11 protein-coding genes, 1 tRNA gene and 1 riboswitch are annotated in these 13,841 nt (G+C 36.1%); of the genes, 6 read left to right on the top strand and 6 right to left on the bottom strand.

Going from position 1 to position 13,841, the window contains the following annotated elements:
• Nucleotides 1-2 precede the first annotated feature (2 nt).
• A riboswitch (cobalamin riboswitch) is annotated at nucleotides 3-184 on the bottom strand.
• A gap of 86 nt (nucleotides 185-270) precedes the next feature.
• The 4 genes from FHY45_RS10995 to FHY45_RS10980 form a co-directional block, all read right to left on the bottom strand.
• Nucleotides 271-2,511 (bottom strand): DEAD/DEAH box helicase, encoded by a 2,241-nt coding sequence (locus FHY45_RS10995; RefSeq protein WP_066103563.1) that lies wholly within the window; start codon nucleotides 2,509-2,511, stop codon nucleotides 271-273.
• A gap of 165 nt (nucleotides 2,512-2,676) precedes the next feature.
• Nucleotides 2,677-3,132 carry a YueI family protein gene (locus tag FHY45_RS10990; protein WP_066103561.1) on the bottom strand — a complete coding sequence of 152 codons (456 nt, stop codon included), beginning with the start codon at nucleotides 3,130-3,132 and terminating at the stop codon, nucleotides 2,677-2,679.
• Between the two features lie 379 nt (nucleotides 3,133-3,511).
• Nucleotides 3,512-4,438, bottom strand: coding sequence for a manganese-dependent inorganic pyrophosphatase (locus tag FHY45_RS10985; RefSeq protein WP_066103560.1), 927 nt, complete (start codon nucleotides 4,436-4,438; stop codon nucleotides 3,512-3,514).
• A 90-nt stretch (nucleotides 4,439-4,528) separates the two neighbouring features.
• Nucleotides 4,529-6,691 carry a DNA topoisomerase III gene (locus FHY45_RS10980; protein WP_139892014.1) on the bottom strand — a complete coding sequence of 721 codons (2,163 nt, stop codon included), beginning with the start codon at nucleotides 6,689-6,691 and terminating at the stop codon, nucleotides 4,529-4,531.
• A 315-nt stretch (nucleotides 6,692-7,006) separates the two neighbouring features.
• On the opposite strand from FHY45_RS10980, the gene FHY45_RS20545 reads away from it, so the two are divergent.
• Nucleotides 7,007-7,150: a hypothetical protein gene (locus tag FHY45_RS20545; RefSeq protein WP_175354252.1), complete on the top strand. Its 144-nt coding sequence runs from the start codon at nucleotides 7,007-7,009 to the stop codon at nucleotides 7,148-7,150.
• A gap of 78 nt (nucleotides 7,151-7,228) precedes the next feature.
• Here the strand turns inward: FHY45_RS20545 and FHY45_RS10975 are convergent, their stop codons facing one another.
• Together FHY45_RS10975 and FHY45_RS10970 are read right to left on the bottom strand one after the other, a co-directional pair.
• A complete protein-coding gene (locus FHY45_RS10975) occupies nucleotides 7,229-8,290 on the bottom strand; it encodes a hemolysin family protein (RefSeq protein WP_066103558.1) in 1,062 nt (353 codons plus the stop codon).
• Nucleotides 8,291-8,363: 73 nt separating this feature from the next.
• Nucleotides 8,364-9,671, bottom strand: coding sequence for a hemolysin family protein (locus FHY45_RS10970; RefSeq protein ID WP_066103556.1), 1,308 nt, complete (start codon nucleotides 9,669-9,671; stop codon nucleotides 8,364-8,366).
• A gap of 818 nt (nucleotides 9,672-10,489) precedes the next feature.
• Between FHY45_RS10970 and FHY45_RS10965 the strand changes: the two genes are divergently transcribed.
• The 5 genes from FHY45_RS10965 to FHY45_RS10945 all read left to right on the top strand — a co-directional run bounded on the left by FHY45_RS10965 (nucleotide 10,490) and on the right by FHY45_RS10945 (nucleotide 13,309).
• Entirely contained in the window at nucleotides 10,490-10,978 is a 489-nt protein-coding gene (locus FHY45_RS10965; protein ID WP_066103554.1) for an STAS domain-containing protein, read from the top strand.
• 146 nt (nucleotides 10,979-11,124) lie between these two features.
• A tRNA-Arg gene (locus FHY45_RS10960) sits at nucleotides 11,125-11,198 on the top strand.
• Between the two features lie 374 nt (nucleotides 11,199-11,572).
• The gene (locus FHY45_RS10955; protein ID WP_066103552.1) at nucleotides 11,573-12,172 is read left to right on the top strand and encodes a DUF6944 family repetitive protein; all 600 of its coding nucleotides are present in this window, start codon (nucleotides 11,573-11,575) and stop codon (nucleotides 12,170-12,172) included.
• A gap of 222 nt (nucleotides 12,173-12,394) precedes the next feature.
• Complete coding sequence (locus FHY45_RS10950; RefSeq protein ID WP_066103550.1) at nucleotides 12,395-12,811, top strand: hypothetical protein; 417 nt, start codon at nucleotides 12,395-12,397, stop codon at nucleotides 12,809-12,811.
• A 6-nt stretch (nucleotides 12,812-12,817) separates the two neighbouring features.
• Nucleotides 12,818-13,309, top strand: coding sequence for a hypothetical protein (locus tag FHY45_RS10945; protein WP_066103548.1), 492 nt, complete (start codon nucleotides 12,818-12,820; stop codon nucleotides 13,307-13,309).
• Nucleotides 13,310-13,841: the final 532 nt, after the last annotated feature.

Raw genomic sequence — 13,841 nt, 5'->3', positions numbered from 1 at the left:
AAGGCAAACCAGTGAAAAAGGCAGGTCTCCTGACTCATGCTTCGCTTTACTCTAAGTCCTTCCCATAGATTTCTCTACAGTGGTTTACTTATTTCATCAGCATTTACAGTTGCGGGTACAGTTCCGGATTTTAACCGGATTCCCTATTAAGTCGTAATACGACACCTTAAACACGTTAAAATCAATATATAGTATTTTAGATATAAAATGATAACAACATATAGAATTATAAATCTTATATGTGAAAATAGCAACTAAAATTCCGACAATTTATTTAGGCAATTGCTGGAGAAATTGATTGATAAATGCTTCGGATTCCAATCGAATTCCAATGTATGGCGGATGAACACGTTTATTGGCTTCAAGAGGAACCCCCAACCACAATACTTTTTGGTCAAGGATGACAAATGTGAAGCTTGGCCCATTCTGAAGATGGATATCCGGATCCAAATAGGAATGGGAATCTGGAGAATACATCATCAGTCTTGTTCTTGAGTTCCTCGTCTTCACTCTTTGAACAAAATCCGATGATAACACACTGGAATTTGGCAAGGAAAGGATAATGGAAGATTGGGCTTTTTTTAAATCCTGATAGAACCCTTCCAAATTTCTTGCATAAATCCATTGTAATTTTGGATGATGGTTGGCAATCCATTTGCCTATTTGATCCATATTGACCATTTGATTCCGTTTCATTTGATATTGAACGAGCTGATGAAGAGTTTTTGTATGCGAAACTTTTGATTCTATAAACTCCACATCGCTGACATGAATCAGTTTCCCTTTTGTTCTGGTAATTGCAACATTTAACAGCCGTTCACTTTCCCTGCCCGTTAAAAGCATCCCTGCCCGATTTTGCGGATAACTATCTACACTATCAAATACCATTACTTCCCGTTCACTTCCCTGGAAACGATGGACAGTGGCAGCCAATATATCATGCAGGCCGTTCTCTTCCTCATATAGATCTTTAATTAATGTTTCCATCAATTGTGCCTGCGCACGATAAGGGGTTGCATAACCGATTGATTTACTCCCATTGCTGTAGGCTTCATGAATAACCTGAAAGGATAACAATAGATTCATCAAATTCATTCTAGAACCAGAGGAAGTGCCCGTAAAGCAGTGTTCCCCTGTGAAGCTCGTATTTAACAGTACGGAAGCACGATCTACAAAAGGTGTCTTTGAAACGATATCTTTTTTATTTATATGAACACTTGGATGATCGCCAACCAGTGAATTATAAACATATTGGTTCGTAAAAGCGGAGATATCCGGATGCATTCTCCTCTGTTCCTTTAATAAAAACAAATGAGTATGAAGTTTTCCCCCACGTGCAATATCAGCAACACCGGCACGATGGAAGATGTCCTCCTTCAGCCAGCGGTCTACAAGCTCTCCCCTCGAAACCGCAATAGGAGGTAATTGCTTAAAATCCCCACAAATAATACAACGCTTGGCAAGTGCGCCGGCAAAGGCAATTTGCGGGATAAAGGCCATACTGGCTTCATCAATGATAACTAGATCATACTCTTGTTCAAAAATACTCGGGTCCATTGCTGCTTTCGCCAAGGTAGTCCCAACAATGAAGGCATTTTTGACTAAATGAATTTCTTTTTGCCTTATTTTCTCTAAGATTCTGCCCAGTTTTTTTTCAAGGTCAAGAAGCTGCTCCGAGTCACGTACGCTAAAAGACAGAGACAGATCTTTTTTTAGCAGTTTCTTTTCTTCATTAATCGAATCCCTTTCCTTCACTAAATGTCCATCATGACTTTCCAATAATTTAGCCGGCAATATATCCCCATGCATCAGAAGACCCTCACCAGTTTGAGAGCCGTAACGTAAAATATCTCCTTCATGAAAACGATCCGCTCGTTTAACAAATGCCGTAATTTCGGCAAGCAGGACATCCACAGCCTGATTACTGTGAGAGAGAACTAATATACGTTTCTTTTTAAAATATTTATTGGCTGCCGTTCGTGCTAAAGTATACGTTTTTCCTGTACCAGGCGGTCCCCAAACATATGTGACCGGGTTATATTTTGATCTGGCATATAATTCGCGTACCGCGCTTTTACTTGTTTTGTCCGTTCGTTTATCAGGCATGGAAGGCTCCATGATCCGTTTAACCCGACTTCTTTTCCGCTTACTTTTCCTGATATCATCCAGTCTTTCAATCAGCTGATCTAAAAGTTCCCATGGGTCATGATAAATCGTAGCCTCTTCAATCAATTCACCTATTGATTGTTCAAGAGACAGAAGCAAACTATTGCCCTCAGAGGATAGGATTCTGGCATCAAACCGACTCCCGCCCCATTCCAGCTTAGCAATCGTTCCAACAGGTATACGCAAAATACTGGATGACTCAAAATAGTACGTAAAAGAATCACCTGACATAATCTTATTGCCATTCATCAGGTGATAGCGGGTACTTCCATATTTTTTTAAATACTGAATCTCTTCTTCAAGTGCTTCCTGCCATTCTTCAATATACTCTTGTGTTGAATTCATTCTTTGTGCCCCTCAAATCATAAACCTAAATTATCTCTAATTTGATAACTATACCATACAAACTAAAACTAGAATAGTCGATGGCACATACTCACCTAACCGAAACATGCATCCAGACACCGTATTGTTTCTCGTATTAAGGGGTGCACAGTTATGACATTTTGTTTATGATTTTTTTGTAAAGAGTTGCTTAAGTGATTCAAAAAAACCTGTCTTTTTTTCTGTCTCCTCAGTATTAGTTTCTTCCTGTGCCGGTTCTTCTAATGTAATGTTATCGTTATTAATTGCATGATCATAGGCCAATACCAAACCATTAGGTGAATTATAGTCTTTATTGGTCACGATTTTAAATTGAATCCCATGTTCATCTGCTGCTTTAACGAATTTCGATAGATGGGAATAATTAATGTGGCCATTTAAATAAAGCTTAGCGCCCTTATTTTTTTTCAATAGGTCAATAAATCCATGTGGGATTTGTTTTTGAAAAACCTGAGCCTGTGTTAATGCGACAACCACACGTTCACGTAAGCTCCCAAGAAATTCTTTCCGTTCAGCAGGCTTTATTTCTTTAACGCCATGTATCCCTTCCTGTAAGTAATCATCTACTGTTTTCTTATTCATTTTATTTCCTCCTTGAATACTAATTAACATATGTAAATCGTTCTTAACTTGAGCTTATGTATTAGTTTGGTTAAATGCCTTCTCAACGATTCCCTATTCGGAAAACCTGATTATTATCTTTACTATTTTTTGATTGATCTGCCTGCATTATGTATTTTAAAGCTCGCTATTTGTGTACCATTATTGATATGTCCAATCGACACTCTGGATATGAATATATAAAAAGGCACCTGTTAAAAACAGGTGCCTTGTTCGAAAAAATTGAGGCGAGTCACCACACTCCACATAGTGTGTACCATAAGGTATGTGCTCGACTTACACAATTCAGCTCATCGCATATATTAATATAACATCATGCCAGAAATTTTGCAAGTAAAATTTACGATAATGCTTCTGTTAATGCTGGAACTACCTGTTTCTTACGGGAAACAACCCCTTTTAGAACAGCTGTATTATTTACCAATGTTACATGGAAAGCTTTTTCAACAGCTGCAGCTTTATCACCAATAGCAAGGGCAACAGAATCATTTGTTAGGATATCTGTTACAACTAATAGAAATAAATCCAGACCCTTTTCATTAATAGCTGCCTGCATAGCTGCTTCGAGTTCAGCTTGCTTCGCCATTACATCGTTTGTATCAACTGCATTCACTTGTGCAATTTCCACTTTTGATGTGCCCATGGAGAACTCTTTAGCATCCAAAGAAATTAATTCTGCAATAGTTTTCTTGCTTAAATCTGCTCCAGCTTTTAACATTTCCAATCCGTATTCTTCTGCATTAACACCAGCTATTTCAGCCAATTCTTTTGCAGCAGCAACATCTTGCTCCGTGCAAGTTGGAGATTTAAATAATAAAGAATCAGAAATAATAGCGGATAACATTAAGCCAGCTACTTCTTTTTTGATTTGAATTCCGTTTTCTTTGTATAGCTTATTTAAAATGGTTGCTGTACATCCAACCGGCTCAGCACGGTAATACAATGGATCAGCTGTTTCGAAATTTGCAATACGGTGGTGATCAATAACCTCTAATACTCGAACCTGATCGATATCATCCGCACTTTGCTGTCTTTCATTGTGGTCTACAAGAATAACTTCCTGTGTTTCTTCCGCAACCTTCTCAACCAAACGGGGAGCTGCCACTTTAAATGTATCAAGTGCATATTGTGTTTCACCATTAATCGCACCAAGTCGAATCGGTTCTGCTTCAACACCCAACTCTTTTTTTAATTCAGCATAAGCGATTGCTGAACAAATTGTGTCAGTATCTGGATTTTTATGTCCAAAAATCAATACTTTACTCATTTACAAAAACTCCCTTAATATAATATGTACTCCATTTACCAGCGCAAATGGAAACTTCTTCGACCATTATACCTGAATGCACAAAAATTTTTAAGTTTTTGGAGCAATTTCATTTGAAAACAGGAAATTAATTTTACCGTCCTTCCATTCAATCGCCGCGTCAAATGATTTTTCTCCTTTTTTAAACCCTTTTATGACATTGGTTTTCCCATCTTTTAATAATTTCTGCATATTGGTTTGGGAAATCTTTTTTCCAAGGATTTTTTTCGAAAATGTAAATTTACACTGGTTTTGCTTATAATTCGCACATCCATAAAATTCACCCTTATCGACTATATCCCCTTTACACAGCGGACAGGCGCCTACCTTTTTCCCTGTTGTAAACTTAGAAGAGGTACGTTCAATCGTTTCAACCTTTAATCCTGTAAAATCCCAGGTTTCAAAGCCTTTTACAGCATCCTCAATAATCTTCCCCGTTAATTTCTTTGTCTGCTCCATAAATTGAGCAGCTGATGCTTTCCCTTGCCCGATTTCGGCCAAGCGCTGCTCCCATTTAGCTGTCATTTCAGGTGAAGCCAATATCTCGTCGCCTATCGCTCTGATCAACACTTTCGCTTTATCAGTCGCAAATACTTGATTCTTTTTAACATCTATATATTTTCTATCCTTCAGCATCGTAATAATTCCCGCTCTTGTTGCCTCCGTTCCCAGTCCTTCTGATTTCATTAGCACTTTTTCGAGTTCTTCATTATCAAGATGCTTACCGGCCGTTTTCATTAACGTAATTAATTGTCCCTCGGTATATCGTTTAGGCGGTTGCGTTTTTCCTTCTTTTACTTTAACGCTTTTCACTTTACCTTCATCATCTTTTTGGACATTCGGAAGGATGGTATCTTCATCCTTTTCTTGCTGGAAAATAATTTGTCGCCAGCCTTCTCGTATTTGCTGCTTTCCTTTTGAAATGAACTCTGCTCTTCCATCAACTAATGTTATGAGGGTTGTATAGTCAAATATGGCTGATTCATAGTGAGCAGCAATCAAACGACGCACAATTAAATCATAGATATTCCTTTCTTCTCCTGAAAGCTTGGCTGGATTCGTCACCTGTTCAGTAGGAATAATCGCATAGTGATCCGATACTTTCTTTTCATTAACAAACCTAGAGTTATTGATAATGGATTCGTTTGGAACGGGTATGAATGATTTATATTCCTCGAACTGAGCAAGTTTCGATAGGATCTCCGGGAATGTTTCCGCCTCTCCTTTAGTCACGTAGTTTGAATCACTCCGCGGATAAGAGACAATTCCCTTTTGATACAGTTTTTGCGTGATATCCAGCGTTTGTTTTGGTGAGTACTTATACATTTTATTGGCGGTTGCCTGTAAGGCCGATAAATTAAATAATAAGGGCGGCTGGAATTCTTTACGCTCCGTCTTCATTTCTATAATTTTCGCATCTTTATTTTTACAAAAAGCTGCAATATTTTGAGCCATCTCCTGCTTATCCAGTCTGGACTCCTGATCCTTTTCCCATTTTCCTTCATAAGTCTGCCCATTTATATCAAACGTAGCAATGACTTCCCAAAATGGCTTAGATTCAAATTTTTCAATCTCCAATTCCCGTTTCACTATTAAAGCTAGTGTAGGTGTCTGTACTCTTCCTGCAGAGAATACATCATTCATCCCTTTTTGTTTAAGCAGCAAGGAATAGGCTCTTGATGCATTCATGCCAACAAGCCAATCTGCACACGATCTTGTATAGGCTTCATGATAGAGAGGTATGGTTTCCTGGCTGTCACGGAGGCTGTTAAATCCTTCTAATATGGATTTTTTCGTTAAAGAAGAGATCCATAAACGCTTCATCGGTTTACGAACGCCGCTCACCGCAATAATATTGCGTACGATTAATTCACCCTCCCTCCCAGCATCACCTGCATGAATAATTGATTCGACATCTGGTCGCTTCAATAATTGCTTGATAATGTTAAATTGCTTCGTTTTTGATTTTGTTACTTCATATGTAAATTTATCAGGGATTATTGGCAATGTGGCAATAGCCCATCTTTTCCACTCCGGTTTATATTTCTCCGGTGAGGATAATTCGGTTAAATGTCCGATGGCCCATGAATATAATGCCCCTTCCGGAAATACTTCATTAGGAGCAATCTCTAAATACCCGTCCCTTTTTTTGAAAGAGAATGGAGATGCCAGTGTAACTCCTTGATCCGGTTTCTCCGCAATAATCAATGGGATTCCCATTTTCAGGTCAAACTCCTTCTATGAAAATTTGTTCATTACTTTAGCTTAAGAATCTAATTAAAAAAGTCCACTTGCTAATAGTATCATTTTTATTATTTTTTTAAAGATACTTCTATTTTACTACAAGGTTTCTGAAAAGTTTAAACTGGTAATTGATGGATAACTTTAATTGATTAGAGTATATTTAAAAAGCATATATATCTTCGTAACTTATTTACTATTAACTTTTTACCGAAATTTAGGCTATTTTATAGATAAAAGTTTTGAGGACATTACTAATAGATCAGATTAAATAAAGGAGGTATTTGTATGGAGACTGAGCATCTTCCTCAAATAAAGAAGGCATTGCTTAACTCATGGTCTTTAAAATCAAGCTCTAAATGGTCTTCGGACACCAATGACTCTCAGTATAATTACTTAAAACAAGCAGTATTCCACTATTTAAATGCATAAAAAAGAGGCTCCGAAAAGTCTTACAAACGACTCAACGGACAGCCTCCTCCTTCTACATACTATTGAACGAACTTGCCATTAAGTTGCAGGCAGTTCATCTCCATTGTATTCATCTTTAATTTCTCCGACAATTTCTTCTAAAATGTCTTCCATCGTGACCAAGCCGGCTATAGTGCCTTTTTCATCTACAACGATAGCCATGTGCACCCGACTCTGCTGCATTTTTAATAATACATCCTTGATATGAGTAGTTGATTTCAAACGCGGCATATCATGAATAAAATCCTGAATCGGTCTTTCACGCCCTGCTGCTATATTTGTCAGCATTTCTTTTGTGTTAATAAATCCAACCAGAAGATCTTTATCGCTATTTTCCGTAACAGGATAGCGAGTATATTCATAGCGATCAAGCGTTTCAAGAATTTCTTCAAGAGACATTTGCTTATCCAAAGTGACAATTTGATTTCTTGGAATCATAATATCTTTTAAAATACGTTCATCAAATGCAAAAATGTTCTCTAGATAAGCCAGCTCAGTTTGATTTATCTCTCCGCTCTCATAACTTTGAGTGACAATTAGTTTCAATTCTTCTTCCGAATGGACTGTATCATGTCCAGCAGGCTGTACACCAAAGATTCGAAGGATAAATTGCGCAGAACCATTTAATGCATTAATAAAAGGTTTTGTTACTCTTCCGAACCAATATAGCGGCGGCGATAAAAGCAAGGATAATCTTTCTGCAAATTGGATCGCCAATGTTTTAGGAGCAAGTTCACCTATAACAACATGCAAGAACGTGACGATCGTAAGAGCAATTACATAGGACAGGACAGTAGATACTGAATCTGAGATCCCCCATTCATCAAATACGGGATGGAGCATTTTTTCGACTGTTGGTTCCCCCAACGCACCTAATATTAATCCTGTAACCGTAATACCCAACTGACATGCTGACAGGTAATAGTCTAGATTTTCTGCAACTTTTTTGGCAAGAACCGCCTTTTTGTTGCCTTCAGATATCAATTGTTCAATTCTGGACATCCTTACCTTCAAAATGGCAAATTCAGCACCAACAAAGAATGCAGTAAGCCCAATAAATATAGCTACTAAAAATAAATTTAAAGCGATTGATCCGTCCAATTATTTCCCCCAAAAAGGGGGATTCACCTCCAAGAATAGTAAAAAAATTTGTTGTTCCAATATTTTCATTTGATTATTTCTTGACATTTTGAGTAAACAATACTTGTTTAATTTGGTGGTTATCCATTTCCTTTACAGCCCATAGATGCTTACCATGCTCCAATGAGTCTCCATTTTGAACAGTATCAATTTTTTGATATTGAATCCAGCCTCCAACTGTATCTATATCTTCACTGTCCTCAAACTCTAAACCAAACAGTTCCTCCATCTCACTCAAAAGGACTCGTCCATTAATCATATATTGGTTTTCTCCGACTTTACGGATATCGGCCACTTCATCAGCGTCAAACTCATCGCGGATTTCTCCCACAATTTCTTCCAGAACATCTTCCATCGTAAGAATTCCTGAAGTGCCTCCGTATTCATCAATGACTAAAGCCATATGTACCCGTTCCTGTTGCATTTTCAACAGTGCATCCTGTATATGGGTTGCTTCAAGAACATAAGGCAAGTCTCTAACAAATTCTTCAAGTTTACGTTCTCTTTTGGCAGCAATATGAGTCAGCATTTTTTTCACATTTACTACACCGACAATCTTGTCTTTATCCCCATCTTCAACAACCGGATAACGTGTGTAGTTATGTTCATCAATAATACTCACGATTTCGTCATAATTCATATTCAAATCGAGCGTAACCAATTCAGTTCTTGGAACCATAATATCCTTGGCAACACGTTCATCAAATGAAAACACGTTTTCCATGTATTCCAATTCCGTTTGATCAATTTCCCCGCCCTGAAAGCTTTGAGTCATAATAATCTTTAGTTCTTCCTCAGAATATGCCTCTTCATGTCCAGCAGGTTTGACTCCAAATGCACGAAGAATGACTCTCGATGTCCCATTCAAAGCTTTAATGAATGGTGACAGCACTCTGCCAAACCAATATAAAGGCGGCGCAAGCATTAGTGTGAGTTTTTCGGCAAATTGGATCGCAAGCGTTTTTGGTGCCATTTCCCCCACTACAACATGCAAGAAAGTAACCAGTATAAATGCAATCGCATAGGACGATGCTGATGCAACAGCATCAGACACATTAAAAAGATTAAACAAAGGATACAATAGGCCTTCCACCGCTGGTTTACCCAGTGCACCAAGTCCTAAAGTGGTTACGGTAATACCAAGCTGACAGGCAGAAAGATAGTAATCAAGGTCACTTGCTACTTTTTTCGCAAGCACTGCTTTTTTGTTTCCTTCTGAAATTAATTGATCAATACGGGACATCCGAATTTTTACTACCGCAAACTCAGATGCTACAAAGAACCCTGAGGCTCCTATTAGTACTACAAGTAAAACAAGATTGATTATCGTGGTTATGTCCAATTATTTCCCTCTTAAGAGGGATTCACCTCCAAATTATTTTTAAAAATTTTTACTAGTTTCATAGTTTTTTACGTTTTGTTATTAGTTTTGGTTACATCCTTATAATCTCTAAATACTCTTCTGCATGCAAAAGACCAAACCGAGAATGTTATATGCTCTCAAATTGGGTGAAAATATAATTAAAAGTAGAAATTAATCGTTATCCTTCCTTACCATGGTAGGACACGATTCAAGAAGAGTTAAGCGGAAGATCCTTCTCTATTGAAAAACATCTTTAAAAGGAGTCTGTTGCATTGGATTATCATTCTAAGCCTTTCACCTTCTATCAAGTAAGCCTCCTTGAATAATATAGTTAGAAAAAACTATAACATAAAACTAATGATAATATAAAATGAAACCACTTATGAATATAATAAACCTCATCTAAAAGTTCAAAAAACTTTCACATATTTTATTAAAATAACATCCTTTGAGTACTAAACAATCCTAATAAAAAGGCAATAAACCTTTATTTGTTTATAATTTAGATAATCCTATAAAAATATCCATTTCAAAATTATTATTGGGTTTATAGTTTTTTGTATACGTAAATGCAAATATATAACTCTACAGAATCTTTAGCAGTACTCTAAAAATATTTTTATACTGTGTAGATGTAAACTCTAGGTCTAAACAATCCACCCTTATATATAGTATTCTTATCAGTCGGTTTAATTTCGAAGTTTTTTTAAAAATAAAGGATTTACTTGTGTTACTACCGAATTAAACAATAATATACCTGAAGTCAATGTATATATTTTATATAAGCGAGGTTGAAGATGGAGACTAACGAAAAAGAATTACTTCTTAAGCAAATAAATGATTTAACCGAGAAAGTCAGGGAGTTGGAAGCTAAGGACCGTAAAGTTTCAGTCCCGATGATTGCTTCCATCATACCCGACACCTTACTTGTTCCTTTAACTTTTGATGTTTCAGTAGCCTACTTTGATCAGGTTATTCAAATCATATTAAATTATGTAAACAACTCAGAAATCGATTCCATTGTACTTGATTTTTCCGGTTTCGTTCTAAAAGATTGTGATAATTTAGAACTGATGGGTGAGAATATAGGAAACTTAATATCCTCCTTAAAAGTGATGGGAATACAAGTCCTTGTTGTAGGATTATCACCAGAATTTGTAAAAGACTTAGTCTCTTCCCAATTACCTTTTACCAATTCACTACATGCATTCTCAACCTTTAAAACAGCACTGGAATGTTTAATGAAAGAAAAGGGTCTTATTATGGTAAAGGAATCACTGAAATAGATCGAGATTTCAGTGATATGGAATTTAACACCCTATAACATTTTCCGTAATAAACAAAACCATATTTATTAATTTAGAATATTAATTGGTTTATAAAGTTGACCTTTAGTAATAAAATTATTATAATTATAAAGTATCTTACATAAGTCCCAGTAGCTCAGCAGGATAGAGCAACAGTTTCCTAAACTGTAGGTCGGAGGTTCGAATCCTCTCTGGGACGTACGAAAAGCCTTGATTTATCAAGGCTTTTTTTTGTGTGTAAAGTAGCTGTCTAACGTTTGCCGATAATCTGCCGAAAACAATAGATGAGATTATACATTTTGAAATATTTCTAGTGGTGTCCCAATGTCGGTTGGTCGGGCAGCCCCCCAACTTATTACTTTTATGCTTACATATATAAGTAGGTACATTTCCTTCAAATTTCTCGCTATTATAAAAAACAAAGTTCATATTCATCACTTTTATTTACATCCTTCTTGAAGAAATTCTGGAAATAGGACCATGCTGCATGAATTTTTCGTTATTTAATTTAGCAGAACATAAATTTACATATTTGAATACGATGGTGTATGACTAAAACCACAAATTAAGTTGGTGATTCAAATAGAAACCAAAACACAGATTACAACAGGTGCAATGTGGGTAGGCGCGTTTGGCAGAATTGTAACTGCTATTGGGAATACACCTCCTATATCACTCGATAATAAGGCCTCATCTGATATCAATTTAATTGGTTACAATCTTCAGCTTGCGGCTACGACAGTCCTGGTTGACACTGAGAGCGTCCTGACACTAAATAAAGTTGGTAATATAATTCAGGCGGGCGGCTTGTCTGCGGAAGTGGCCGGTTATATCCTTCCATTTAGTGATTCAAATGCACAACAAACCGTATTCAATATAGGAAATGAAGGACAAGCATTGGGCACGGTTTTGTCTTTTATGTATTCATTGGAAAGAATCACTAAACTTGCTAATCTATATAATGCATTCGGAGGTTTGTTACAAACCATTGGGATTAATATGTTAGTAATAGCGGGATTTTTACCATCAACCAGTCTTAAGAGACAGCAATTCAATTCCATAGGCAGCTGGATACAAGCTATTGGTGCTATCATCCAAGCAATCGCTCAAACAATAAGTGAGTCGGATCTTTCCAAATTTCAAACCGTTAATTCAGTTGTATACTATAAATAGATAAAATTGCATTTCTTTATAAATAGAGGCGTTCCAAAAAGTCATGTTGACGATTTATTGGAACTCCTTTTTTATTTGGTGGAATATTACAATTCATATATTAATCATTTGAAAAAAGACATCTGTAATCACAATGGCATCCAGATTATATACTCTTGGAACTTCTTTAATCTTTGGGCATATATTGTTTTAACTTACTTTATAGATCAAAGGGGAAAAGATATGGCAAACACTATAAAACAATATGGGCATGCTCTTCAATTAGCCGGCGGTAACTTAGTCTATATATCAAATAAAATCTATCCACAGTTTGCTGATAATGGTTTAATCATAAACCCAGAACAATACTATATAGATTTAAAAAATGCAGTAAATGTTGCACAGACTAGCGTTCTTTGTTTAGAAAATACAATTCCTCCCTCATTTTTAGTCATTGAACATACTCAACTAGTATCATCCTTCCAAGGGATTCTAAATTGCCTAAACAACGTATTTAACACTGATAGTATGGATCATTTATTTGAATTAAATGAAATAGAACTTGAGAAAGATTTTTCATCATTAAAAAGAATTCAAGAGGATTTAAATCAAACTACATTAAAAGTTATGGAGAAAATCAGGCTACAATCAAGTAGGTGATTAGAGTTGATTAAAAAGGACTCAGAAAATCAATTTATCGAATCTTTGCCTGTTGAATTTGGAGATAAGGTTGATTTATTTGGCCAAATGATTGTCACAATAGGTAACCTTCTTACAGTTCTCGGCATCAGCTTTGAGGCAAGCGAAGTTGAGGGAATTGAAGAAGAAGAGCAATTAGAAAATACGGCAGATTCTTCTCCCCCCCCTGACCAGGCCAATGAATCCAACTTAGGTTTTATCCTTGCATTAATTGGAGCAAGTACTATAACAATTGGTGATTTAGTATCTATTGGCGGTACTTTTCTGGATATAAAACAATCAGAATTAAATGAAAAGAATGAGCAAACATATAGGGAAGAACAAAACAAACAATTTAAAAAAATCGAGAACCAGATTACCCTATTGCAAAATGATGTGAATGCTTTATTTTCGTTAGTTAATTCATTAAAAAATGAAGTTAGTCATATACAAAATTTTTTATATGCTAGATATAATTAAATGTATTTCCACACGTTTCTTTATCTCAATGGGATATATCCTATATCCTCACAATCGAATCAGCTATATACTTATCTTTATAATTTCAGATAGTACCATACAATAAGCTCCACATGTTTTTGAGCATAGTTGTGAGTAAATTGCAATTAATAGTCTGTATGCATATATCCATAAATAATTTTTATATTTCTCATTAATAAAAACGTCCTATAAATGCCTAGGACGTTCCTATTCATTATGCTTCTGCTGACTTTCGTTTCGTAAGAACGAATATAAAATATAGTTGGCAAAGCGATTAAATCTTTTTTGCTTGATGACCACACCCTATGAATACTTTGTAGTTATTCGTTACTCTATTGCTTCACGTTTAATCACCGATTTAATCGCTTTTTCAATTTCAGCGTAGCCCGTACATCGACATATATTCCTTATATAGAAAAAGGCCAATCCATTCATGAATGGCACCCATTTTGTTAAAAATAAACTCATTTTATAATCGCTAACTTAAAACCTACGGAAAAATTTATAATAA

The organism is Bacillus sp. D386, assembly GCF_006346415.1.
This window is presented reverse-complemented; position numbering and strand designations above follow the sequence as displayed.